The sequence below is a fragment of the Streptomyces zingiberis genome, from assembly GCF_012034935.1.
In the GTDB taxonomy this organism is placed as follows: domain Bacteria; phylum Actinomycetota; class Actinomycetes; order Streptomycetales; family Streptomycetaceae; genus Streptomyces; species Streptomyces zingiberis.
In genome coordinates this window covers 246693-271345 of the sequence record NZ_JAATEN010000006.1, presented here as the reverse complement: position 1 = coordinate 271345, position 24653 = coordinate 246693, and the positions used below count along the sequence as shown (strand labels likewise).

Annotated in this window: 13 protein-coding genes; 9 read left to right on the top strand and 4 right to left on the bottom strand. The window is 77.0% G+C overall.

Annotated elements, in window-relative coordinates; genetic code table 11:
- Window positions 1–238: 238 nt before the first annotated feature.
- The gene (locus tag HCK00_RS10565) at window positions 239–457 is read right to left on the bottom strand and encodes a hypothetical protein (RefSeq protein ID WP_168101557.1); all 219 of its coding nucleotides are present in this window, start codon (window positions 455–457) and stop codon (window positions 239–241) included.
- 159 nt (window positions 458–616) lie between these two features.
- Between HCK00_RS10565 and HCK00_RS10560 the strand changes: the two genes are divergently transcribed.
- The 5 genes from HCK00_RS10560 to moeZ all read left to right on the top strand — a co-directional run bounded on the left by HCK00_RS10560 (window position 617) and on the right by moeZ (window position 7795).
- On the top strand, window positions 617–1597 hold the full coding sequence (locus tag HCK00_RS10560; RefSeq protein WP_168101556.1) for an alpha/beta fold hydrolase: 981 nt from the start codon (window positions 617–619) through the stop codon (window positions 1595–1597).
- A 683-nt stretch (window positions 1598–2280) separates the two neighbouring features.
- On the top strand, window positions 2281–3363 hold the full coding sequence (locus HCK00_RS28440; RefSeq protein WP_311765247.1) for a DUF3152 domain-containing protein: 1083 nt from the start codon (window positions 2281–2283) through the stop codon (window positions 3361–3363).
- Between the two features lie 1389 nt (window positions 3364–4752).
- Window positions 4753–5814 carry an SDR family oxidoreductase gene (locus HCK00_RS10550; protein ID WP_168101554.1) on the top strand — a complete coding sequence of 354 codons (1062 nt, stop codon included), beginning with the start codon at window positions 4753–4755 and terminating at the stop codon, window positions 5812–5814.
- On the top strand, window positions 5802–6557 hold the full coding sequence (locus HCK00_RS10545; protein ID WP_168101553.1) for a spherulation-specific family 4 protein: 756 nt from the start codon (window positions 5802–5804) through the stop codon (window positions 6555–6557). Before HCK00_RS10550 ends, HCK00_RS10545 begins: the two co-directional genes overlap by 13 nt.
- Window positions 6558–6616: 59 nt before the next feature.
- A complete protein-coding gene (gene moeZ / locus HCK00_RS10540) occupies window positions 6617–7795 on the top strand; it encodes an adenylyltransferase/sulfurtransferase MoeZ (protein ID WP_168101552.1) in 1179 nt (392 codons plus the stop codon).
- A 260-nt stretch (window positions 7796–8055) separates the two neighbouring features.
- Here moeZ and HCK00_RS10535 read toward each other — a convergent pair whose 3' ends face one another.
- Window positions 8056–9663 (bottom strand): alpha/beta fold hydrolase, encoded by a 1608-nt coding sequence (locus tag HCK00_RS10535; protein WP_168101551.1) that lies wholly within the window; start codon window positions 9661–9663, stop codon window positions 8056–8058.
- Between the two features lie 201 nt (window positions 9664–9864).
- Entirely contained in the window at window positions 9865–12609 is a 2745-nt protein-coding gene (locus HCK00_RS10530) for a flippase-like domain-containing protein (protein ID WP_168101550.1), read from the bottom strand.
- Window positions 12610–13121: 512 nt separating this feature from the next.
- Between HCK00_RS10530 and HCK00_RS28170 the strand changes: the two genes are divergently transcribed.
- The 4 genes from HCK00_RS28170 to nudC all read left to right on the top strand — a co-directional run bounded on the left by HCK00_RS28170 (window position 13122) and on the right by nudC (window position 23793).
- Complete coding sequence (locus HCK00_RS28170; RefSeq protein WP_375781942.1) at window positions 13122–13640, top strand: MGMT family protein; 519 nt, start codon at window positions 13122–13124, stop codon at window positions 13638–13640.
- A gap of 201 nt (window positions 13641–13841) precedes the next feature.
- A complete protein-coding gene (locus HCK00_RS10520) occupies window positions 13842–17468 on the top strand; it encodes an ATP-dependent helicase (protein WP_311765246.1) in 3627 nt (1208 codons plus the stop codon).
- A gap of 302 nt (window positions 17469–17770) precedes the next feature.
- A complete protein-coding gene (locus HCK00_RS27530) occupies window positions 17771–22267 on the top strand; it encodes a UvrD-helicase domain-containing protein (RefSeq protein ID WP_311765245.1) in 4497 nt (1498 codons plus the stop codon).
- A gap of 581 nt (window positions 22268–22848) precedes the next feature.
- Entirely contained in the window at window positions 22849–23793 is a 945-nt protein-coding gene (gene nudC / locus HCK00_RS10505) for an NAD(+) diphosphatase (RefSeq protein ID WP_168101549.1), read from the top strand.
- Between the two features lie 149 nt (window positions 23794–23942).
- Here nudC and HCK00_RS10500 read toward each other — a convergent pair whose 3' ends face one another.
- Window positions 23943–24194, bottom strand: a complete 252-nt coding sequence (locus tag HCK00_RS10500; protein ID WP_168101548.1) for a mycoredoxin — start codon at window positions 24192–24194, stop codon at window positions 23943–23945.
- Window positions 24195–24653: the final 459 nt, after the last annotated feature.

Here is a 24653-nt window from a genome sequence, read left to right as displayed (position 1 = left end):
GCGCCCCCGGGCGGCCCGGTCAGGCGGCCGGGGAACGGCGGGCAGCGCCGGTGCCGGGTCTCACCGGCCACCCACCCCGGCCGGGCCCCACCTGGCGCGCGACCTGCGGCGGGGCCGCCGCGAGGGCGGGGCCCCGCCGCACGCCGTGCTCCTCCGGAGCCTCACCCGCCCCGGCCACCCCGAGCCGGTGGCGGTCCGGCGGTTCGCCGGTCGTTGGGGCGGCTGGGGCGGCGCCGCGTCAGCGGTAGTCCTCCTCGTCGATCTCCACGACTCTGCTCTGCTCGAGGGCGTCCGCCGGGTCGGCGGAGTCGGGCACGTGGTCCGGCAGCGCCGGCCGCTCGTGCTCCACGATTTCGGCACGCTGTTCGGCGGCGTCCGCCTCCGGGGTCTCGATGTCGGGCTCCTCCTCGCCGGTCTGGTCCTCGAAGGTCTCCGGTTCCGTGGGCTCTGCTGACATGCGTGATCCCCTTTCCGCGCCGGGCGTCCTTACACCGGCCTCACCGGATCGGCCCCCAACGGCCGTCCACGAGCCTAGGAGGGGAGGCACCCCCGCGCTACGCGGCGGTGTGACGCCCGCCACCGGAGCCGCCTCCGCTCCTTCTCCTACGATGGCGGCATGTCGTCGACCGAGCTGCCCGGAATCCGTGCCGTGGCCGAGGTGCTCCAGGCGACCGGAGCCTCCCCGGCCGCCGTCCTGCCCGGGGAGGAGCTGCGTGGCGTCGCGCTCCCCGGCCTGACCCTCGCCGTCCGCTCCCGTCCGCCCGCCCGCGAGGGGCTGCCACCGGCGCTGTACGTGCACGGCCTCGGCGGCTCCTCGGCGAACTGGTCCGCGCTGATGGCCCTGCTGGCCGCTGATCTGGACGCGGAGGCCGTGGATCTCCCGGGTTTCGGCCACTCCCCGCCGCCGGACGACGGCAACTACTCGATCTCCGCACACGCCCGCGCGGTCGTGCGGCTGCTGGAGGCGCGCGGACGTGGGCCCGTGCACCTGTTCGGCAATTCCCTCGGCGGGTCGGTCGTCACCCGGGTCGCCGCGTTCCGGCCGGATCTCGTCCGCACCCTCACCCTGATCTCCCCGGCGCTGCCGGAGCGGCGCCCCCAGCTCTCCGCCGTGCCCACCGGGCTGCTCGCCGTACCCGGCGCGGCCGCGTTCTTCCGGCGCGCGACCCGGAACTGGACGGCCGAGCGCCGGACGCGGGAGGTCCTCACCCTCTGTTACGGTGACCCGGCGCGTGTCGACCCGGACGGGTTCCGCGCCGCCGTCGCGGAGTACGAGCGCCGGCTCGGACTTCCCTACTTCTGGGACGTGATGACACGCTCGGCCCGGGGTGTGGTGGACGCGTACACCCTCGGAGGGCAACACTCTCTGTGGCGGCAGGCCGAGCGGGTGCTGGCACCGACCCTGCTCGTGTACGGCGGCCGCGACCGGCTGGTCTCCTTCCGGATGGCGGGCCGGGCGTCCTCGGCCTTCCGCGGCTCCCGGCTTCTCGCCCTCCCGGAGGCCGGGCACGTAGCGATGATGGAGTACCCGGACGCGGTGGCGCGGGCCTTCCGCGAACTGCTGCACGAGACGACCGCTGATGCGGGCAGGAGCTGAAGCGACGCGTGGGACGTCATAGCCGCCGGGGCCGGGCCGAACAGGCCGCGGGCCCCTCAGACGCCGGAACCGCCGGGGCGGAGCCTCCTCCGGTAGCCGGCCCGGCCGGGGGGCGGCGCCCTTCCGGCAGCCCGGTGGGGGACCCCGCCGCACGGCCGCGTGAGCGCTCCGGGCCACCCCCGCCGCCGGCGCGGCCGGAAGCCGCGGGGGCCGCCGGGCCCGCCGCGGGGTACGGCGCGGTGTACGGACCGGGCACCCCGCCGCACGGCTTCCGGGTGTACGGCACCCCGTCGCGGGGCGTACCCGCCCACGGCGGGCCACCGCGCGGCACCCCCGCGTCCGGCGCGCAGCACCGCGCCCCCGCCGCCGGCCCGCCGCCCCAGGACACCGTCCCCGCCCCCGGTACTCCGCCGCACGGGACGCCTGCCCTCGGTACTCCGCCGCACGGAACTCCTGCCCTCGGCACTCCGCCGCACGGAACGCCCGCCTTCGCCACCCCACCGCACGGGACGCCCGCCGCGGCTCCGCCGAGGGTGCGCGGGGGCCATCCCGAGCAGTACGAGTCCGGCGGCGCCTGGGGCGCCCGGACGGCCACGGCCCCGCAGCGGCCGTCCGACGGGGGCCCCGGGGGGCCGGCGGACGGCACCGGCGCCGCTCCGGCGTTCCGGCCGGGGGCGGGAACCGTGCCCCGGCCGCGGCAGGAGTTCGTCGAGGCGTTCGACGACGACGTCTTCCCGGCGGGCACGGCGGCCCCGGCGACCCGGCCCCGGCCCGGGGGCCCGGCCCCGCAGCGCGCGGGGCGGTTCCCGGAGACCGGCCCGTCCACCGGTGACGGCGCGGGCGGGAGCGGCGGAGGTGACGGCCCGAACGGTGACGGCGGTGCCGGTGGCGACGGAGGTGACGGCGGGGAGGGCCGGCCCGGCCGGCAGGCCCGCCGCCCGGGACCGCGCGCCCGCGGGGAGCGGCCCGGCAAGGCCCGGGCCTTCACCGGAGCCGCCGCGGCCGCCGTGACGACCGTGCTGGCGATCGTGGTCGCCGGTCAGGTCGCCGGCGGAGGCCCGGGCACCGACACCGCGCCCGTGATCGGCGGCGGTCAGCGCGACACCTCCGAGGGCTCGTCCCGCACCGACGACCGCAAGGCGGCCAAGCCGCCACCGCGGGCCGAGCGGCGGCTGTCCTACGCCGAGAAGCTGGCGCTGAAGGAACCCCTCGACCCCGGGCTGGCCGGCCCGGACTCCTTCCGCTCCGTCGGCGCCCCCGACCGGGGGGCCGGCAAGGGGCAGGTCCTGCGCTACCGCGTGGACGTGGAGGACGGCCTTCCGCTCGACGGCGAGCTGTTCGCCGACGCGGTGCACCGCACCCTGAACGACGAGCGGAGCTGGGCGCACGAGGGGGCCCGCACCTTCGACCGGGTCGGCGGTGCCGAGGCCGACTTCGTCATCACCCTGGCCAGCCCGGGCACCACCGCGATCTGGTGCGCCAAGTCGGGCCTGGACACCACCGTGGACAACGTGTCCTGCGACTCGGCCTCGACGCGGCGCGTGATGATCAACGCCTACCGCTGGGCGCAGGGGGCCAGGACCTTCGGTGACGACATCGCGCACTACCGCGAGATGCTGATCAACCACGAGGTGGGCCACCGGCTCGGGCTGAACCACCAGGGCTGTTCCGCCGAGGGCGCTCTCGCGCCGGTGATGATGCAGCAGACCAAGTCCCTCACCACGGCCGGGACGACCTGCCTGCCGAACGCCTGGCCGTTCCCCTGACGACGCCCGGTTCCGGGCTCCTCAGCGATGGGCGAGCGGCCCCGGGTGAGCTCCTCCGTCCCCGGCCGCTTCCCGCCCGGCCGGAACGTGCTCCGGGGCCGTTCCGGCCGTGGTCCCGGTGAGGGCGCGGCGGTGGCGCGGAGGGGGCGCCACAGGTACGCGGTGACGCCGCAACGCGCTCGGGGTCCAAAAGTCACGACAGTTCACCCCTTCCGGTGGTGCGACGGACAACCGTCCATGGCGCCACCGGGCCGCCTCATACCGTCGTTCCGCTGTCCGCCGGACGGCCTGTGCGGAGAACGGTGGTGCACTCGTGCGCGTTGGCATGCCTACGGAACCCGTAGTTCCGTATGCGACCGATGGGACGGGCGCACCCTGCCACGGACCGTGTCCGCCGGGTGGTGATCCCACCCCGCGTACCGCGCGCCCCGTGTGCGCCCGTTCCCCCGCGCACGCCCCGGCTGCTCCGGTCGGCGGTCCGGCCCTGAGGGGCCGTTCCACCCCGGCCGGCCCGTCCGGGACGGGTCAGTGCCGGGGCGCGGAAAGCCGTCTGCGCACGGCCCGTTCCGCACCGGCCACCGCGGCCGGCGCGGAGCCGTCCGCCGGTCCGCGGACCGGCTCCCGGGTGGGGCCGCGCGCCGCGCCGCGGCGGGCCGTGCCGGGCCCCACCCCTGTGCCGGGTTCCGGCCGGTCACCGGCCGCCGTCACCGCGCGCGCCGCGGCTACACCACCGCTCCGCGGAGCGGCCCCGGGCGGCCGGGAACACCGCCGCGGACGCCCGGCCACGCGCGCCGCCGGGCACCCCCGGCCGGGCGGCGGTCACGCGCGCCGTCCACGGTGACGCGGACAGCCCCTCCCCCCACACCGCGCCGCCCCTCCCCCGCGGCGGCGCGCCGGCGGCCCCGGCCGCCGGGCCCGGTCCGGCAGGACCGGCCACCGCCTTCCCGAACTGTCACGAGGAGCACGACACATGTGGTCATGCCGTGAAACCCGAAAAGCCCGGGGGTCCCGGGCCGGCCGAGACACCCGAGAACCCTGGTCCGCAGGGGAGAACCGCCGGACGGGCGGTCTCCGGGAGCACTCGGGTCGCCGCGGACGCCGCCACCGCGCCGGCCACCGTGTTCTCGCCGGTGACCGCGGTGGTGCCGGCCCCCGCGAACACAGCGAACACAGCGAACACAGCGAACACAGCGAACACACTGGCAACAGCCGACACGGCGAACACGGCGTCCGGCGTGGTGAACGGAGCGGCCGGAGCAACCGGAGCGACCGCAGCGGCCAGGGCGCACGCGCCGGCGCGTGTGGCACCCCGGCCCCGCCCCGCCACCGCGGCGGCGGGCCGGCCGGCCCCGTGGACCCCCACGCCGGCCGCGGGCGGGAGGGCGTGCGATGAGGGTGCTGCTCATCGGTGCCGGTGGTTTCATCGGACGGCACGTCGCCGAGCGGCTGCTGGCCGATCCCGCCGCCCAGCTCACCGCCCTCGGCCGCGGGGACGACGCGGACGTCCGTTTCGACCTGGCCACCGGCAGCCCCGGCGCGCTGGCGCGCTTCCTGGACGCGGTGCACCCGGGGGTCGTCGTCAACTGCGCGGGCACCACCCGCGGCGGTGCCCGCGAACTGACCCGGCACAACACCGTGGCCGTCGCCACCGTCTGCGAGGCGCTGCGCCGCAGCCGGTGCGGCGCCCGTCTGGTCCAGGTCGGCTGCGCCTCCGAGTACGGGCCCTCGCAGTCCGGCTCCTCCACGGCGGAGGACGCGGTGCCCCGCCCCGGCGGGCCGTACGGGGTCAGCAAGCTGGCCGCGACCGAACTCGTGCTCGGCTCGGGTCTGGACGCCGTCGTGCTGCGGGTGTTCTCGCCCGCGGGGCCGGGCACCCCGGCGGGATCGCCGCTCGGCCGGCTCGCCGAGGCGGTACGCCGGGCCATCCAGGCCGGGGACACCGAGCTCCGGGTCGGCGGGCTCGGGGTGCAGCGGGACTTCGTGGACGTGCGGGACGTGGCGCGGGCCGTGCACGCGGCCTCCCTCTCCGCCGCGCAGGGTGTCGTCAACATCGGGACCGGGCGCGCCGTGCGGCTCCGGGACGTCGCCGGGGTGCTCGCCCGGGTGGCCGGGTTCAGCGGCAACGTCCGCGAGCCGGACATCGGGTCTCAGCGGGGCGCTCCCGGGGGCGCCGGCGAGCCGCACCCCGGGGGGACGGGCGCGGCGCCCGCCGTCGTTCCTACCCCCTCCGGGCCGGGGGGCGCGCCGCCGGGACCGCCGGTCTCCCCGGCCGGGGGCCCGCCGGGGACCGGGGCGGGTCCCGTCCCGGCCGGCTACCCCTACCCGGACGGGTGCGGTGGCTGGCAGCAGGCCGATGTGCGCACCGCCCGCGACCGCCTCGGGTGGCGGCCCCGGATCGCGCTGGAGGAGTCCCTGGCCGACATCTGGATGGAGGCGGCGTGCCGTATCTGACCTGCGCCGGTCCCCGCCGGTCCCGGACGGCGGCCGGCGGGGGACCCGGCGTCGGCGTGCCCGGCTGCGCCCATCCGCTGCTCGCGCCGGAGGAGTGGACGCGGCTCAGCCGGCCGGGCACCCCGCTGGACTGGGCGGTCCTCGATGTGGCCCGCGGCCCCGGGGTGCTGCCCGATCCGCGCTGTCTGGAGGCGGCCGGACGGCTGCGGAACGGCGGCGTCCGGGTCCTCGGCCATCTGGACCTGGCACACGGCGGCCGGCCGTGGGGGGAGGTGGTCGCCGACGCCCGGCGGTACGTCGACTGGTACCGGGCGGACGGCTTCTACCTGCACCGCTGCCCGGGCTGGTACGAGGCGCTGGCCGGGGTCCGCCGGCTGGCCGGGGCGCTGCTGTCGCTGCGGCGCGGCGCCCATCTCGTCCTGGGGCTGGGCCGCCACCCCGACCCGGGCTACGCGCTGATCCCGGGCCAGTTGGTGACCTTCGAGGGGCCGTGGGCGGAGTACCGCTGGTCCCAGGCGCCGGGCTGGACCGCCGAGCATCCACCGGAGCGCTTCTGCCACCTCGTCCACTGCCTGCCCCGGGGCCACCTGGAGGAGGCGCTGCGGACCGCCCGGTGGCTGGGCGCGGGCACGGTCGGTTTCACCGACCGCACCGATCGCGGGGACGGCGCGGGGGCCTGGGAGACCCTGCCCGGCTACTGGGACGACTTCGTCTCGCGCATCGGACCTCGTGTCTCGGAATGAGAAGGGCCGTGGCAGTGTTACGGGAGGAACCACTGTCCTCACCGACCAACGGAGTCCCCGTGTCGCTGCCACCCCTGGTCGAGCCCGCAGCCGAGCTCACCGTCGACGAGGTCCGCAGGTACTCCCGCCACCTGATCATCCCGGACGTCGGGATGGACGGGCAGAAGCGGCTGAAGAACGCCAAGGTGCTGGCGGTCGGGGCCGGCGGGCTCGGCTCCCCGACCCTGATGTACCTGGCAGCCGCGGGCGTGGGCACGCTGGGCATCGTCGAGTTCGACGAGGTCGACGAGTCCAACCTCCAGCGCCAGATCATCCACAGCCAGGCGGACATCGGCCGTTCCAAGGCGGAGTCCGCCCGGGACACCGTCCTGGGCATCAACCCGTACACCGAGGTCCGGCTCCACCAGGAGCGGCTGGACAGCTCCAACGTGATGGAGCTGTTCGCGCAGTACGACCTGATCGTGGACGGCACGGACAACTTCGCCACCCGCTATCTGGTCAACGACGCCTGCGTGCTGCTGAACAAGCCGTACGTGTGGGGCTCGATCTACCGCTTCGACGGCCAGGCCTCGGTGTTCTGGAGCGAGCACGGCCCCTGCTACCGCTGCCTGTACCCGGAGCCCCCGCCGCCGGGCATGGTCCCCTCCTGCGCGGAGGGCGGGGTGCTCGGGGTGCTCTGCGCGTCGATCGGGTCCATCCAGACCAACGAGGCGATCAAGCTGCTGGCCGGGATCGGCGAGCCGCTGGTCGGCCGGCTGATGATCTACGACGCGCTGGAGATGACCTACCGCCAGGTCAAGGTCCGCAAGGACCCGGACTGCGCGGTCTGCGGGGAGAACCCCACGGTCACGGAGCTCATCGACTACGAGGCGTTCTGCGGTGTCGTCTCCGACGAGGCGCAGGAGGCCGCGGCGGGCTCCACGATCACTCCCCGGCAGCTCAAGGAGTGGATCGACGCCGATGAGAAGATCGACATCATCGACGTCCGGGAGCCCAACGAGTACGAGATCGTCTCCATCCCCGGGGCGCGGCTGATCCCGAAGAACGAGTTCCTCATGGGCGGCGCCCTGCAGGACCTCCCGCAGGACCGGAAGATCGTCTTGCATTGCAAGACGGGTGTCCGCTCCGCGGAAGTCCTCGCGGTGCTCAAGAACGCGGGCTTCGCGGACGCCGTGCACGTCGGGGGCGGCGTGATCGGCTGGGTCAACCAGATCGAGCCGGAGAAGCCGGTCTACTGACGGACGCCGCCGGGACGGCCCCGTCCCGCCCCGGCCAGGGCCCCGCGCACCTCACCACGGTGTGCGGGGCTCTTCGGCGTCCCGGGGGCGCTCCGGGGTTCCCGGGGTGCCGCGGGTGCGGCGGCCCCCGGTCCGGATCACCCCGGTCCGGATCACCCCGGTCCGGACCACCCCGGTCCGGACCACCCGGTCCCGGCCACGTGGGCCCCGCCCGGAGGTGCCGCCCGGAGGTGCCGCCCGCGGTCCCGGCCGCCGGGCGCTCACGAGCAGGTGGTGCCGTCCTCCGGTACGGTCCCCGCCAGGAAGTAGGCGTCCACGGTCCGCTTCACGCAGGCGTTGCCGGAGTTGTACGCGCCGTGCCCCTCACCCCGGTGGGTCAGATGGATGCCCACGCCCTCGCCCAGCTCCCGGGCCATGGTCCGGGAGCCCTCGAACGGGGTGGCCGGGTCGCCGGTGGTGCCGATGACCAGGATCGGGCCGGCGCCCTCCGCGCTCACGTCGACCCGGGTGGAGTCGGTCCGCACCGGCCAGCCGGCGCACCAGCCCGCCACGTCCCAGGCGAGGAACTCGCCGAAGACGGGGGAGACCTCCCGGAAGTCCGGCAGCAGTTTCCGGGCCTCGGCGGCGCCGCGCCGTTCGGCGGAGTCGGCGCAGGAGATGGCGCGCTGGGCGTGGCTCTGCGCCGAGTACCGGCCTTCCGCGTCCCGGTCGTTGTAGGCGTCGGCCAGTGCCAGCAGCCGATCGCCCCGTCCGTCGGACAGGGCCTCCCGCAGGGCGCGGGTGAGCTGCTCCCACAGCGTCTCGCTGTACAGGGCCCGGACGATGCCGGTGCGCGCCTGGGACTCGGTGAGGTCGCGGCCGTCCGCGGTGGGCAGCGGCTCGCGGTCCAGCCGGTCCAGCAGGTCCGTGACCTTCCGCAGGCCGGCCTCCGGGTCGCCGCCCACCGGGCAGGCGGCGTCCCGCCGGGCGCAGTCCGCCAGGTAGTTCTCCAGTGCCCGCTGGAAGCCGGTGGCCTGGTGGCGGGCATGGCGGATGTCGTCGGCGGACGGGTCGGAGACGGCGTCCAGGACGACGCGGCCGACGCGCTCGGGGAACAGGTGGGCGTAGACGCCGCCGAGCCGGGTGCCGTAGGAGAAACCGAGGTAGTTCAGCCGGTCGTCACCGAGCACCGCGCGCAGGACATCCATGTCGCGGGCGGCGTTCTCGGTGCCCACATGCGGGAGCACCCGGCCCGACCTGCGTTCGCAGCCCGCCGCGAAGTCCTCGGCGTCGTCGAGGTACGCCTTCTCCTCGGCGGGGTCGTCGGGGGTGTGGTCCACGCCGGCGGCGGCCTCCGTCTCGGCGCTCGTGCGGCACACCACGGCGGAACTCCCGCCGACCCCGCGGGGGTCGAAGCTCACCAGGTCGTAGGAGGCCCCCAGGTCCCGGAAGGTGGTGCCCCAGCCGGGGAGGCTGGCCACACCGGAGTTGCCCGGGCCGCCGAAGTTGAACAGCAGCGAGCCGCGTTTCCTCCCCTCACCGGTGGCGGGCGTGCGGATCAGGGCGATGCCCAGGGTGTCGCCGTCCGGCTCGCGGTAGTCCAGCGGGACGCGGACCGTGGCGCACTCCCAGGCGCCGCCGGGCGGCCGGGCCGTGGGGCCGTCGGCGGCCGGCGCCTCGCACGCGGACCAGCGGGGCTTCTGCCCCGTCAGCGCGGTGGGCAGCGGCGGGAGTTCCGCGCCCGAACCGGGCGCCGGGAGGGAGGCGGCACCGCGCTCGCGGGCGCCGCCCGGGCCGGCGGCGTCGCCGTTCCCGGGCCCGCAGGCGGCGACGCCGGCGAGGAGTACCCCGGTGGCGGTCAGCGCCCCGGCTCGCAGTATTCGGGACATGGGGACTCCACTTCGCCCGCCGGGCGCCGGCTCGCACCGCGCGCGTGAAGGAGTGGTGGCGCAACGGCGGACAGCGGGTGAGGCCGTTGGGCCGCGAGGACACAGATGGGGCACATCGTAGGCCCCGGGTTGGCAGAGCGTGACGAAAGTGATGTCTGTGGCGTGATAGTCACCCCGGTGCGGCTTGTTCCGCCGGGGGCCTCAGATCGCGCCCTTCCGGGTGAGGTGGCTGAAGGCCAGCCAGCCCGGCAGCACCGGCAGCCAGAAGGTCATCAGCCGGAAGAGCAGCACGGCCGGGGTGGCGATCTCCTTCGGCAGTCCCGCCGCGATCAGGCCCAGGGTGAGCGCCGCCTCCACCGCCCCGACACCGCCCGGGGTCGGGGCGGCCGACCCCAGGGCGTTGCCCGCGAGGAAGACCACCGCGATGCTGGCGTAGCTGAGTTCGCCGCCGAAGGCGCGGATCGAGGCGTCCAGGCACATTACGAAGGCGAGCTGCATCAGCAGCGTGCCGCCGATGCCGGTGGCCAGTTTCTGCGGGCGCTGCATGATGTCCAGCATCCGCGGCACCACCCCGGCGAAGAGCGAGCGCACCCGGGTGGAGACGAACTTCCGCAGCACCGGCACCGCCGTGACGATCAGGGTCAGCACCGCGGCCGTCAGCAGCCCCGCGATCACCGTCCGGGACGGCGACAGGGACGGCGTCCGCTCCGTCCCGGTGAGATAGCCGAAGGTGGCCAGCAGCAGGATGTGCAGCCCGAGCCCCACCAGCTGGGACGCGCCGACGCTCGCCACCGCGAGCCCCGGGCGCACCCCCGCGCGCTGAAGGAAGCGGGTGTTGAGGGCGACACCGCCGACCGCGGCCGGGGCGACCAGCTTCACGAAGGAGCCCGCGACCTGCGCCAGCACGGTCCGGACGAAGGAGACCTTCTCGGAGACGAAGCCCAGCAGGTTGAGGGAGGCGCCGAGGTAACTGAGCGCCGCGAAGAGCAGCGAGGCGGCCACCCACCCCCAGCGGGCCTCGGCCACGACGTCGTGGAAGCTCACATGGGTGAGCTGGGAGAGGAGGAAGTAGGCGGCGAAGGCGCCCGCGATGAGCGTCACGAGGGTGCGCGGCCGGATCCGCTCCAGCCGGGCCGGCTCCACCGGCGCCTGCGGCCGGATCAGCAGCACCTGCCGCCGGATCTGCGCCAGCGGGTCCTCCTCCCGGGCCCCCTCGATCGCCTCCTCGACGGCCTTCTTCTCCGCCCGTACGGCTTTGCGGTCCGGCAGCAGCGCCGGGCCCTCTCCCTGGTTCCGGGCCCGGGAGGCCGCGAGGACGGCGTCCCGCTCCCGCTGGGCCCGTTCCTTGGAGCGCCGGCGCAACTCGGCCCGGGTGACCCGGCTGAGCGCGATCGGCTGGAGCAGCGGCAGGCTGTCGCCGACCGCGTCCGGGCCGAGGACGCCGACCGCGGCGGCCACCGAGCGCTCGGCGCCCACGCGCAGCGCCAGCGTCGTCAGCAGCTGGGCGACGTCCATGCGGAGCACCAGGTCGCTCGCCGCGATCTCGCCGCCCCGCAGATCGGTGAGGATCACCGAGCCGTCCGGGTCGACCAGGATCGCGTCGCCGACGAGCCGACGGTGCGCGATGCGGCGCGACTGGAGGGCGCGCACCTGCTGCCAGGCGCCGCGCAGCAGTTCGTCCGTGAGCTCCTCGTCGGGCAGGGAGTCCAGGGCGCGGCCGCCGGTGTGCTCGTAGACGAGCATCACCGCGTCCGGGCCCAGCTCCGAGGTGGCGATGAGACGGGGCGCGTTGGCGCCGGCCGCGATGGCGGCGTAGGCGAGCAGCGCCTCCTGCTCCAGGGCCTGCCGCAGCGACTGGAGACTGCGGCGGTGGGTGATGCCGCGCAGCGCGAGCCGGCGCCAGACGCGGTAGAAGAAGCCCTGCGCCTGCAGTTCGCGGTCGACGACGGTGACGTCGAGCGGCGGGCCGTCCTCCAGGGTGACCAGATAGCTGCGGCCCCGGTCCAGCCGGTCCGCGGTGGTCTGGTCCTCCTCGGTGCGCGCCGCGCTGACGGGGCTGAAGCCCACCCGGCGCAGACCGGCCAGCAGTGTCTGGCCGGTCGGGCGGACGTTCGGCGAGCCGACGGCGTAGAGGGTGCCGTAGGCGACGGTCCACCCCATCAGGACGGTGACGAGGATCGAGAACGGGGTCGAGAAACCGCCGACGAGCACGGCGAAGGAGTCCAGGACGAGGACCGCCCAGAGCACCACCCGCCAGCGCGGGCGCCGGGCCATCCCCACCGCCGTCATATAGGCGATGACGGGGGCCAGATAGCCGTGCACGGGATCGGTCAGCTCGCCGCCCGGGGCCTGCTGGGTGAGGGCGTCGCGGATCGACCCGGGCGCGGGCCCGGCCACCCACAGATCGGTCGCCAGCGCGAGGCCGTGCGCGAGGACGGCGGCGAGCACGCCGTCGGCGATGCGCAGTCCGTCCCGCTTGATCAGCCGTTCGATCGCGAAGGCGACCGGTACGACGAGCACGGCGACGCTGGACGCCAGCCCCGCGAAATTGATCAGCAGGGCGGGCGCCTGGCCGGTGCCCTTGCCGATGTCCTTCTCCAGCCCCTCGGTGGTGCCGTGGGCGAAGGCCGCGACGGCGAGGACCACCGCGATGCCGAGCAGGCCGAGGAGGAGCCGGACGAGGTCGGGCGGCCGGTGCACCCGGGCGGCGAGCAGCGGCTCGTCACCGGAGACGGGGTCGGTGTGCTCGGCCGGGACGCCGTCGCCCGGGCCGTCGCCGCCGTCACCCCCCGCGCTCCCTCCGCCTCCGCCTCCGCCTCCGGGCCCCGGGCGGCCGGTACGGTCCGGCGGGCCGGTGGCCGGGGAGGCGCCCGCCGGGGTGTCAGCTCCGGGGGCAGGGCCGGGCGCGGCGGACGGGCCGGGGCCGGCGGCGTCCGGGCGTGACACGGCGGCGGGGTCACCGGCCCCCGCGGGGCCGCGGGTACCCCGCTGCTCTGCCGTGTCTTCTCGGTCTCGTATCACCACTCACCGCCCGGACGATGGTGGCATGGTTGTGCCCCCAGAAGGGGCAGGAGGGTGCATTTACGAGGCGTGGGAAATCCCACGGGCGCCTCGCGGCGGGGCCGGCCGTGGTGGAAGGGCCGGGGCGGCCGGGAGGGCAGGCCGTGTCGGCGGTGTGGTGCAGGATGGGTCGGATGAGTGGTGAGAGCATCCCCGGCGGACCCGGCGGACCCGGCGGACCCGGCGGACCCGGCGGACCCGGCGGACCCGGCGGGCTGAGCGGACCGGGCGGACCGGGCGGAGCGGCGGAGGCGGAGGAGGACGCCGTGGAGGCCGCGCGCCCCGGGGACCCGGGATCCACGGCGCCCGCCGGGCCCGCAGGCCACGCAGGCCACGCAGACCACGCAGGCCACGCAGACCACGCAGCGCTCCCCGAACTCTCCGCGTACACGGAGCGGGTGCTGGAGACCGCCGAACGCATCCCGCCCGGCCGGGTGATGACCTACGGTGACGTGGCCGAGTGGCTCGGCACCGCGGGGCCCCGCCAGGTGGGGCGGGTGATGGCGCTCCACGGTGGCGCCGTCCCCTGGTGGCGTGTCGTGCGGGCCGACGGTGTCCTCCTCCCGGGCCACGAACGGCGGGCCCTCGCCCACTACCGTGCCGAGGGGACTCCGCTGCGGCCGGCCGCCGGCGGCAGCGGCGTTCCCCCGAGGATCGACATGGCGGCGGCCCGCTGGGACGGCCGCGAGAGCACCGGCCCGGGCCGCCCGGACGGACCGGACGAGTGCTCCGGGCCGCCGGAACGGACCGCGGGGTCCGGTCCGGACGGGCCCGCCGGCCCGGACCCGGACGGACGAGCCGCGCGGCGCACGGCGGACGGCGCGGCCCGGGCCGCGGGCGGGGCGCGGACCGCCCGGGTCGCCGGGGCCGCGCGGAAGGGGAGTCACAGGGAACAGCATCCGTCACCCGGCCCCTGACGCGCCGGGCCGCCCGGCCCGGCTCCGGACGCGGGGCGAACCGCGCCGCGCGAGGTACCGTGCCGGAGCCCCGTCCCGCCGGGGGCGCGGGCGCCACCCCGGCCGGCGGCACGTCCGCCGTCCCCCCGGCGGCCGGCCGCGGACAGGCCGGGCGCCCACCCCATCCAGCCCCGACCAGCCCCACCAGGACCGGCGACCCACGTGACCACCTCCCACTCGTCCCCCTACCCCCAGGAGGGGATACGGCAGCCGTCCGGCGGCCCCTACCGGCTCGTGCGGAGCGCGGCCGGGCCGGTGGACCCTCCTGTTCTGGACGCAGGGCAGCGTGCCGTGGTTGACCACGGCGAGGGTCCGCTGCTCGTCCTGGCCGGGCCCGGCACCGGCAAGACCACGGCACTCGTCGAGTCGGTCGCCGAACGGGTGCGCCGCGGCACCGACCCCGCCCGGATCCTCGTCCTCACCTTCAGCCGCCGCGCCGCCGCCGGCCTGCGCGACCGGATGGCCGCCCGGCTGGGCCGGTACGGCCCGCAGGCCACGACCTTCCACTCGTACTGCTACGCGCTGGTGCGGGCACATCAGGACGCCGAGCTGTTCGCCGACCCGCTGCGGCTGCTCTCCGGCCCCGAGCAGGACGTCGTCGTCCGGGAACTCCTCGCCGGCCAGGCCGGGCTGGCCGCGGAGGGGCGGGCCCGGGTGCGCTGGCCGGACGAGCTGCGGGCCTGCCTCACCACCCGGGGTTTCGCCGACGAGGTGCGCGCGGTGCTCGCCCGCAGCCGGGAGCTGGGTCTGGGCTCCGGCTCCCTGGGCGCGTTCGCCCGCCGTGCCGGACGGCCCGACTGGGGCGCGGCGGCGGGCTTCCTCGCCGAGTACCTGGACGTGCTGGACGCCCAGGGCGTGCTGGACTACGCCGAGCTGGTGCACCGCGCGGTGCTGCTCACCGAGCGCCCCGAGGTGGCCGCGGGGATCGCGGCCCGCTACGACGCGGTGCTCGTCGACGAGTACCAGGACACCGACGCGGCCCAGATGCGCCTGTTGCGCGCGCTGGCCGGCGACGGCCGCACCCTGATCGCGTTCGGCGATCCCGACCAGTCCGTCTACGCCTTCCGCGGCGCCGACGTCGGCAACATCCTCACCTTCCCGGAGGCCTTCCCCCGCGCGGGCGGGGCGCCCGCCCCGGTACGGGTGCTGCGCACCGCGTACCGGTCCGGCGCGACCCTGCTCGCCGCCACCCGGCTCGTCACCCGGCGGATGCCGCTGTCCCGGCTCCCCGCCGAGGTGGTCCGGGCGCACCGCGAGCCGGCGGCGTCGCGGGACGGCGGCCGGGCGGAGGTCTTCACCTACCCCACCGCCGGTGCCGAACTGGACAACATCGCCGACATCCTGCGCCGCGCCCATCTGGAGGACGGGGTGGAGTGGAGCGCGATGGCCGTCCTGGTGCGCGCCGGAGGGCGCTCGATCCCGGGCGTGCGCCGGGCGCTCGCGGCCGCGGGGGTGCCGGTGGAGGTGGACGGCGACGACCTCCCGCTGCGCCACGAGCCCGCCGTGGCACCGCTGCTGACGGCGCTGCGCGCGGCGGCCACGGCGGCGCTGCCCCCGCGCCCCGCCGGGGGCGCGGCGGCCACGGCGGATACGGCGGAGACGGCCGGGACGGCGGACGCCGGCGGCGCGGCGGGCGCGGGGGACGGCCCGACCGGGGGCGGCACGGACGGCGGCACGGACGGCGCGGGTGACGGCACGGACGGCACGGACGGAACCGCGGACGGTGTGGCCGGCACGGACGGCGGTGTGACCGATGTGCCCCCCACGGCCGGCGTGACTCCGGGCGTCCCCGGCGTCCCCGGCGTCCCCGGAGTCCCCGGCGTCCCCGGCGTCCCCGGAGTCCCCGGCGTCCCCGGAGTCCCCGGCGTCCCCGGCGGGGCGGCCCCCGGGAACGGCGTGCTCGACACCGAGACCGCCCTCACCCTGCTCACCTCACCCCTCGGCGGTATGGACAGCACGGACCTCCGCCGCCTCGGCCGCGCCCTGCGCGAGGAGGAACGCGCGGCGGGCAACCCGCTGCCGCGCCCGTCGGACGTCCTGCTGACCGAGGCCCTCGCCGAACCGGAGCGCCTCGTGGCGCACGACCGTTCGTACGCCCGGGGCGCGCAGCGGCTGGGCCTCCTGCTGCGCAAGGTGCGTGAGCTGCTGGCCGGCGGCGGCACGGCGGAGCAGGCGCTGTGGGAGTTGTGGGCGTCCACCCCGGCCTGGGGGGAGCGGCTGGAGCGCGCGGCGCTGCGCGGCGGTGCCGCCGGGCGCAACGCCGACCGCGACCTCGACGCCGTCTGCGCCCTGTTCGAGACCGCGGCCCGCGCCGAGGAGCGCGTCGGCGGCCGGGGCGCGCTCAACTTCCTGGAGGAGCTGGACGCCCAGGACATCGCCGCCGACACCCTCTCCGGCCGCGCCGTACGGCCCGACGCCGTCCGCCTGATGACGGCCCACCGCGCCAAGGGGCTCCAGTGGCGGCTGGTCGTCCTCGCCGGGGTGCAGGAGGGGCTCTGGCCCGATCTGCGCCGCCGCGGCTCGCTGCTGGAGGCCGACCGCATCGGCCGGGACGGCATCGCCGAGCCCCTCACGCCGGGGGCGCTGCTGGCCGAGGAGCGGCGGCTGTTCTACACCGCCGCCACGCGGGCCGGGGAGCGGCTGGTGGTCACCGCGGTGCGCGCGCCGTCCGACGACGGTGACCAGCCGTCCCGGTTCCTGACCGAACTGGGTGTCGAACCGCGGGACGTCACCCAGCGGCCGCGGCGGCCCCTCTCCGTCCCGGCGCTCGTGGCGGAGCTGCGGGCGGTGACCGTCGACCCGGCGGCCTCACCCGCGCTGCGTGAGGCGGCGGCCGAGCGGCTGGCGCGGCTGGCGGCGCTGCGGGACGGGGACGGCCGGCCGCTGGTGCCCACGGCCGACCCGGCCCGCTGGTGGGGGCTGTACGAGCCGACGCACAGCCGGGTGCCGCTGCGCGACCGGGACCGTCCCGTCGCGCTCTCCGCCAGCGCCGTCGGGCAGTTGGTGAACACCTGCTCGCTCCAGTGGTTCCTGGGCCGCGAGGTGCGCGCGGACCGCCCGCCGAGCGCCGCCCAGGGCTTCGGCAACGTGGTCCACGTCCTCGCCGACGAGGTGGCCTCCGGCCGGACCCCGGCCGACCTGGCCGTCCTGATGGAGCGGCTGGACTCCGTCTGGGACGCGCTCGCCTTCGAGGCGCCGTGGAAATCACGCCAGGAGAAGGAGAACGCGCGGGTCGCCCTGGAGCGTTTCCTGCGGTGGCACGTCCTGGACCACCGCGCCCGCACGGCCGTCGGCGGCGAGCACGCGTTCGACGTGACGCTCGGCGCGGGCCCCTACGCCGTCCGTATCCGGGGCAGCGTCGACCGCGTCGAGCAGGACGCCGAGGGGCGCGCCTACGTCGTGGACTTCAAGACCGGCCGGACCAAACCGACCGCCCGTGAGGTGGAGCACCACCCCCAACTCGCCGTCTACCAGCTCGCGCTGCGGGAGGGGGCGCTGGACGAGGCGTTCGGGGGGCGCACCCCCGAGGCGGGCGGCGCGGAACTGGTCCACCTGCGGCAGGGGGCGCCGAAGCGGGAGGGCGGAGACGAACTGCCCGCCGTCCAGGCCCAGCCCCCGCCGGTGACGGAGGGCGGCGATCGCGCCGAGTGGGTGGGCGAACTGCTGGCCGGCGCCGCGGGCCGCGTGCTCGACGAACGGTTCACCCCCAGCGCCGGGGCGCACTGCGGGCACTGCGCCTTCCGCGCCTCCTGCTCGGCGCTGCCCGAGGGACGGCACGTCGTGGACTAACCGTCGTGGACTAACCCTCGTGGACCAACCGTCGTGGACCAACCGTCGGGGGCGTACGCGGGGGGCCCGCGCCCGCACCGCCCATCCGCGCGCCCCCGCCGTCGTGGCTGCCGTGCCTGCTGAACCTGCTGAACCTGTTGTACCGGCCGAACCGCGGCGGCTGGGCCGGTGGACCGCCGGGGTGGCCGCCGGAACCGGCCTCCGGCCCGGCGGCGTCAGTACCGGTGTCCCCGTCCGGCCGCCGTCCGGCCCCGGGCGGGCCCGCGCCCCGGTTGTCGGCGGGCACCGCTAGCCTCACCCGGGTGGCCCCGCACCTCACCGACCCCGAACAGCTCAAGGAGCTCCTCGGCATCCCGTTCACCGCCGAGCAGCTCGCGTGCGTCACCGCGCCCCCGGAGCCGCAGGTGATCGTGGCGGGCGCCGGCTCGGGCAAGACGACGGTGATGGCCGCCCGCGTCGTCTGGCTGGTCGGCACCGGCCAGGTGGCGCCGGAGCGGGTGCTCGGGCTGACGTTCACCAACAAGGCCGCGGGGGAGCTGACCGAGCGGGTCCGCAAGGCGCTCGCCCGTGCCGGGATCACCGGGCCGGAGCCGCTGCCCCGGCCGCGCGGCGCGGAGCACGCGCCCCCGGCCGGTGCGGCCGCCGCGGCTGCCGTGCCGGGGCCCGGCCCCGAGGAGCCGGCCGGCGAACCGCGCATCTCCACCTACCACGCCTTCGCCGGGCAGCTGCTGAAGGAGCACGGGCTCCGCATCGGCCTGGAGCCCTCCGCCCGGCTGCTGGCCGACGCCACCCGCTTCCAGCTCGCCGCGCGCGTGCTCCGTACCGCGCCCGGTCCGTACCCGTCGCTCACCAAGTCCCTCCCCGCCCTGGTCGAGGACCTGCTCGCGCTCGACGGGGAACTCTCCGAACACCTGGTGGAACCCGGGCGGTTGCGTGACCACGACACGGCCCTCCTGCGCACGCTGGACGGCCTGCGGCTGGGCAACGCGGAGCTGCGGAAGGTCCCGGAGGCCGCCCGAGCCCGCGGTGAGCTGCTCGGCCTCGTCACCGCCTACCGGGAGGAGAAGCGCCGCCGCGACGTCCTGGACTTCGGGGACCAGATCGCCCTCTCCGCGGCCCTGGCCCGCACCCGGCCCGAGGTCGGGCGCCTGCTGCGCGAGCAGTTCGGCGTGGTGCTGCTGGACGAGTACCAGGACACCTCCGTCGCCCAGCGGGTGTTGCTCTCCGCCCTGTTCGGCGAGGGTACGGGCCACGCCGTCACCGCCGTCGGCGATCCGTGTCAGGCCATCTACGGCTGGCGCGGCGCGTCCGTCGCCAATCTGGACGATTTCCCGGAGCACTTCCGCACCGCCGCCGGGGAGCCCGCCTCGCGCCGGTCGCTCAGCGAGAACCGCCGCAGCGGCGGCCGCCTGCTCGACCTGGCCAACCGGCTCGCCGCCCCGCTGCGCGCCCGGCACGCCGGCGTCGAGGCGCTGCGCCCCGCGCCGGGCGCCGAGCGGGACGGCACCGTCCGCTGTGCCCTGCTGCCCACCCACGCCGGCGAACTGGACTGGCTGGCCGACTCGGTGGCCCACCTGGTGCGCACGGGCACCCCGCCCGGCGAGATCGCGGTGCTCTGCCGCACCGCGGGTGACTTCGCCGGAATCCAGGGCGCCCTGGTCGACCGGGACGTCCCCGTCGAGGTCGTCGGCCTCTCCGGTCTGCTGCACCTGCCGGAGGTCGCCGACCTCGTGGCCGTCCTCGACGTGCTCCAGGACCCGACCGCCAACGCGGCGCTCGTCCGGCTGCTGACCGGGCCCCGGTGGCGGATCGGCCCGCGCGACCTGGCCCTCCTCGGCCGCCGTGCCCGCCTGCTGGTCCGGCCCGGCACCGTGTCCGCGGCCGGCGGGGCCGCCGACGACGCAGCGGACCGGGACCGGCGGCTGGCGGAGGCCGTCGAGGGCACCGACCCGGCCGAACTGGTCTCGCTGGCCGACGCCCTGGACACCTTCCTGCCCGACGGCGCCGGTGGCGGCCGGGCCGACGACGGGCTGCCGTTCTCCGCGGCGGCCCGGGTGCGCTTCGCCCGGCTCGCCGCGGAACTGCGCGAACTGCGCCGCTCGCTCGCCGATCCGCTGATGGACGTCCTGCACCGGGTGCTCGCCACCACCGGCCTGGAGGTCGAGCTCTCGGCCTCCCCGCACGCGCTGGCCGCCCGCCGCCGGGAGACGCTGGGCAACTTCCTCGACGTCGCCGCCTCCTTCGCCGCGCTCGACGGGGAGGCCACCCTCCTGGCCTTCCTGGGCTTTCTCCGTACCGCCGTCCAGCACGAGAAGGGGCTGGACAACGCCCTGCCCGGCGGGGACGACACGGTCAAGGTGCTCACGGCCCACAAGTCCAAGGGGCTGGAGTGGGACGTGGTGGTCGTGCCCGGCCTGGTCGCCAAGCAGTTCCCGAGCGAACAGCCGCGCGACGCGTGGACGACCCGCGCCAAGGTGGTCCCGCACGCCCTGCGCGGGGACGCCGACACCCTGCCGGACGTCACGGAGTGGAGCGCCGACGGCATCGCCGCCTTCCGGGACGCGATGAAGGCCCACCAGGCGACGGAGGAACTGCGCCTGGGCTATGTGACGTTCACCCGGCCGCGCTCCCTGCTGCTCGCCTCGGGCCACTGGTGGGGGCCGCGGCAGAAGCGTCCCCGCGGCCCGTCCGCCTTCCTCCACGCGCTGCGCGAACACTGCGAGGCGGGGCACGGGGAGATCGAGGCGTGGGCGGGCCCGCCCACCGACGGTGAGGAGAACCCGGCGCTGACCGAGGCCGCGGGGGAGCAGCCCTGGCCGCTGCCGCTCGACCCGGAGGCGCTGCGGCTGCGCCGGCTCGCGGCGGAGCGCGTCCGGGCCCACCTGGAACGGATCGCGGCGGACGCCACCTCCGCTCCGGGGGCCACGGCACCGGGCGGTGCGTGGCCGGGCGGCGCGGGGCCGGGTGGTCCGGCCGGTGGCGGCCCCGGCGGGCGAGATGCCGGCACCGCCGCTCCCGGAGCGGCTCCCGCCGCCGGTCCGGGAGCCGTGCCGGAGGGACTGCCCCACCCGGCGGAGGACGGTACTCCCGGCGAAGGCGGCGGCGACGGCGAACGCGGCGGAGGCGCGGGGACACCGGCACCGGGCGAGGTCCGGGCAGGCGCGGAGGGAACCCGCCCGCGGCCCCCCGGGGAGGGACCGGACGCCGGGGCGGCGGCGGTGCCGGCGGCGGAGGCACCCGACGAGCTGTTCTGGGGCCCGGAACTGCTCGACACCGAGCCACCCCACGACCCGGAGTGGCCACCACCCCCGGAGGAGGAGCGGGACGGCGGCGCCCCGGCCCCGGTCCCGCCGCCCGCCCCGCGGCTCGGCGGCGCGCCGGGCGAGCCCGGCCACCCGCACGGTCCGGAGGACGTGGACGTGGACGTGGAGGTGGACGTGGACGTGGACGTGGACGTGAACGTGGGCATGGGCGCCGGTGCGGATGTGAGCACGGACGTCGACGCGGACGGGGCCGTGAGCGGTGCGCCGGGATCCACGATGCCGGCGCCCGTGGAGCGTCATGGACCGCCCCCGGCCGCCCACCGGCCCGGCGCGGCGGTGGGCGCCGCGGGTGAGGTGCCGGGTGAGGCGGTGACGGTGGGGCCGGCGGACGCTCCGGCCGATGCCGAGACCGCCCGTGGTCACGGAGACCACGAGGGCGAAGAACGGCATGAAAGGAGCGAAGGGCGCGAAGAGCGCGGGAGCGGGGAACACGGGCGTGAGCCCGCTCCCGGGCAGGTGGACCCGGGCGCGGGCCGCCTGCCCGGCCAATCCCGTGGCCCCCGGCCTCCGGCTCCCCGGCCGGGTGCGGTACCGGGCGACGCGGCGGCGCCGGGCGAGCCGGCCGCCCCGGGACACGCGGAGTCCGCGGCGGGGGCCGGCCTGCTGCCCGAGGAGACCCGTACCGTCGCCTCCTGGGACCGTGACCTGGAGGCGCTGGCGGGCGAGTTGCGCCGTTCCCGGGCGAGCGTGCGCGAGGTTCCGCTCCCGCCGGTGCTGAGCACGTACCAGCTCATGCGGCTGGCGGCCGACCCGGACGGTTTCGCCCGGGAACTGGCCCGCCCCCTGCCGGGGCCGCCGCGGCCCGCCGCGCGCCGGGGCACCCGTTTCCATGCCTGGGTCGAATCCCGGTTCGAGGAGGTCCCGCTGCCGCTCCTCGGCCCCGAGGAACTGCCGGGCGGCTTCGACGACGACGGCGCGGACGGGCAGGAGATCGCGGACGAGCGCGAGCTCGCCGCGCTCAAGGACGCGTTCGACCGCTCGCCCTACGCCCGCCGCACGCCGTACCGGGTGGAGGAACCGGTCCAGATCACGCTCGCCGGCCGGGTCGTCCGCGGCCGGATCGACGCCGTCTACCGGGAGCGCGGCCCGGAGGGCGACCGGTACGAGATCGTCGACTGGAAGACCGGCCGCTCCCGCACCGCCGACCCCCTCCAGCTGGCCGTCTACCGGCTGGCCTGGGCGGAGCGCGCCGGGGTGCCGCTGTCGGCCGTGTCGGCGGCGTTCCTCCACGTCCGCAGCGGTGAGATCGTCCGGCCCGCCGGCCTGCCCGGCCGGGCGGAGCTGGAACGGATCCTGCTCGGCGAGACGGAACGGAACGGGACGGAACCGGGCGAGCCCGGCCCGGGCGGTACCCGACCGGGCGAGCCCGGATCGGGCGGTACGGAGGGCCGCCGGCAAGGCGGCGCGGGCACGGACGCCCGGGGCCACGGCGGCACCGGGCGTGGTCCCGGCGGTGGTGACGTCCGGCGCCGGTGAGCGTGGCCGGAGGGATGGCTGAGGGGCCTGACCCTCCGCCGTCCGCGGCCGCCGCCCCGCCAGGGAGGACCGCACACGGGTGCGGTTAGGCTCGTTCCCATGAGCGCCACCCCGGACAGCGTCGTCCGCGCCCCCGGCGGACCCGCCACGGGGCACCGGGCCGGGGGTTTCCGGGGCACGCGGGCGCCGGGCGGTCTCCGGTGGCGGTCCGCACCGGGCCGCCTCGTCCGGTGGCGCGCCCGCCCCTCCGCACCGCGTGCGCGGTCTCCGCGGCGGCGGACCCGATGGCCGGCGCCGCGTCCGGGGGTCGTGGTGCGGGTGCCGGCCGTGGTGCAGCGGGTGCCACCGGCGTCCGCCGCGCCGGTCACGCCCGGGAGCCCGCTCCGTCACGTTGCCGCCGGAGTGGTCCGTCCCGGCACGGCTGCGGTGCCGCCGTCCGCCCGCCCGGAGGGGGAGGGAGACCGGCGCCCAGCGCCCGGGCCCCGCGGGAGCGGGCACACCGGCGGGCCCCTTCCGCGCCCGGTCCCCGCACCCCCGTCGTCCGTCCGCCCGACCCACCCCTCGGGGAGTAGGAACCACCCGTGATCACCTCGACCGATCCCTCCGGCGCCGCCGGGATCCCCCTCACGGTTCCCGCCGGCATCGACCGGGCGGCACACCACCGCATGGACGAGGCGTGGCTCGCCGCCGCGTGGAGCCATCCGACCACGCGGGTCTTCGTCGTCTCCGGTGGGCAGGCGCTCATCGACGACACCGCCGACGGGCGCACCGAGCTGGTGATGACGCCCGCGTTCGAGGCCCCGGTCACCGAGAAACACCGTTACTTCCTCGGCACGGACGAGGAGGGGGTGCGCTACTTCGCCCTGCAGAAGGACGCCCTGCCGGGGCGCATCGACCAGTCGGCGCGCCCCGCGGGGCTGCGGGAGGCCGGTGCCCTGCTCTCCGCGCGGGACGCCGCGCTGATGGCGCACGCCGTCGCACTGGAGAACTGGCAGCGGCTGCACCGTTTCTGCTCTCGCTGCGGCGAGCGCACCCTCATCGCGGCCGCCGGCCACGTGCGCCGCTGCCCGGCCTGCGGGGCCGAGCACTACCCGCGCACGGACCCGGCCGTCATCATGCTGGTGACCGACGACCGGGACCGCGCGCTGCTGGGCCGCCAGCTCCACTGGCCGGCGGGCCGGTTCTCCACGCTCGCGGGTTTCGTCGAGCCCGGGGAGTCCATCGAACAGGCCGTCGTCCGCGAGGTGGCCGAGGAGGCGGGCGTCACGGTCGGCGAGGTGCGGTACGTGGCCAGCCAGCCCTGGCCGTTCCCCGCCAGTCTGATGCTGGGGTTCACGGCCCGGGCGACCTCCGCGCGGATCGAGGTGGACGGCGAGGAACTGCACGAGGCGCGCTGGTTCTCCCGGGAGGAGCTGGCGGTGGCGTTCGCCTCCGGCGAGGTCCTGCCGCCGTCCGGTATCTCCATCGCGGCCCGGCTGATCGAACTCTGGTACGGCAAGCCGCTGCCCGCGGGCGTTCCGCGCTGAGGCGGGCGCCGCGGGCAGCGAGCCGGGAATCGGCCCGGCCCTGAGGACGCGGCCGGGCGGGACCCGCCGGGCGGGACCCGCCGGGCGGGACCTGCCGGGCCCGGCCGTCGTGGGGCGGGCCGGCCCCGAGGAGGCGGGCCGGCCCCCGCTCAGCGGCCGAGCTTGGCCTTCACCTGCGCCAGTGACGGGTTGGGCAGGGCGGAGCCGTCCGGGAACAGCACGGTCGGCACGAGCTGGTTGCCGTTGTTCACCTGCTCCACGAACTGCGCGGATGCCGGGTCCTGCTCGATGTTGACCTCGGTATAGGCGATGCCCTCCCGCTCCATCTGGCTCTTCAGACGGCGGCAGTACCCGCACCAAGTGGTGCTGTACATCGTCACACTGCCCGTGGTGTCGGTCATGGGTCGCGGCTCCTTCACGCTGTCGCCTGGTTCGCTGAGGGGAACATACGGGCGAGCGCCGCCATTCCCGCCCCGGCGTGCGACGGCCCGGACCACGGTTCACCGGCGGCCCACGGACACGGGCTCCCGCCGGCGCGGTCCCGGGGCCTCCGGCCGGCCCCGGCCCCGGCCAGTCCCGGCCCCGGCCGTGCCGGGTCCCGACCCCGGTCCCCACCCTGGCCCTCGTCCGGGCCCCGGCGTTGTCCCCTGTCGCCTGCCCCCTGTCCCTGTGTCCCGACCAGCGCCCCCGCCTTGGCCCTGACCCCGGCCCTGACAGCGCCCCTGGTCCCGTTCCCGGCTCCCGGTCCCGCCCCCGACCCCGCCCCCGACCCCGGGCCTCAGCCGCGCGGTGCGCGACGGCCTTCCCACCAGGCCCCGTGGGCACGTCCGTCCCACGGCGGGACGGGACGACCCCGCGCC

Excerpts from the sequence above, each read along its gene's own strand:
- HCK00_RS10565 (WP_168101557.1), bottom strand. The coding sequence starts at position 457 with ATGTCAGCAGAGCCCACGGAACCGGAGACCTTCGAGGACCAGACCGGC.
- HCK00_RS10560 (WP_168101556.1), top strand. The coding sequence starts at position 617 with ATGTCGTCGACCGAGCTGCCCGGAATCCGTGCCGTGGCCGAGGTGCTC.
- HCK00_RS10550 (WP_168101554.1), top strand. The coding sequence starts at position 4,753 with ATGAGGGTGCTGCTCATCGGTGCCGGTGGTTTCATCGGACGGCACGTC.
- HCK00_RS10535 (WP_168101551.1), bottom strand. The coding sequence starts at position 9,663 with ATGTCCCGAATACTGCGAGCCGGGGCGCTGACCGCCACCGGGGTACTC.
- HCK00_RS10500 (WP_168101548.1), bottom strand. The coding sequence starts at position 24,194 with ATGACCGACACCACGGGCAGTGTGACGATGTACAGCACCACTTGGTGC.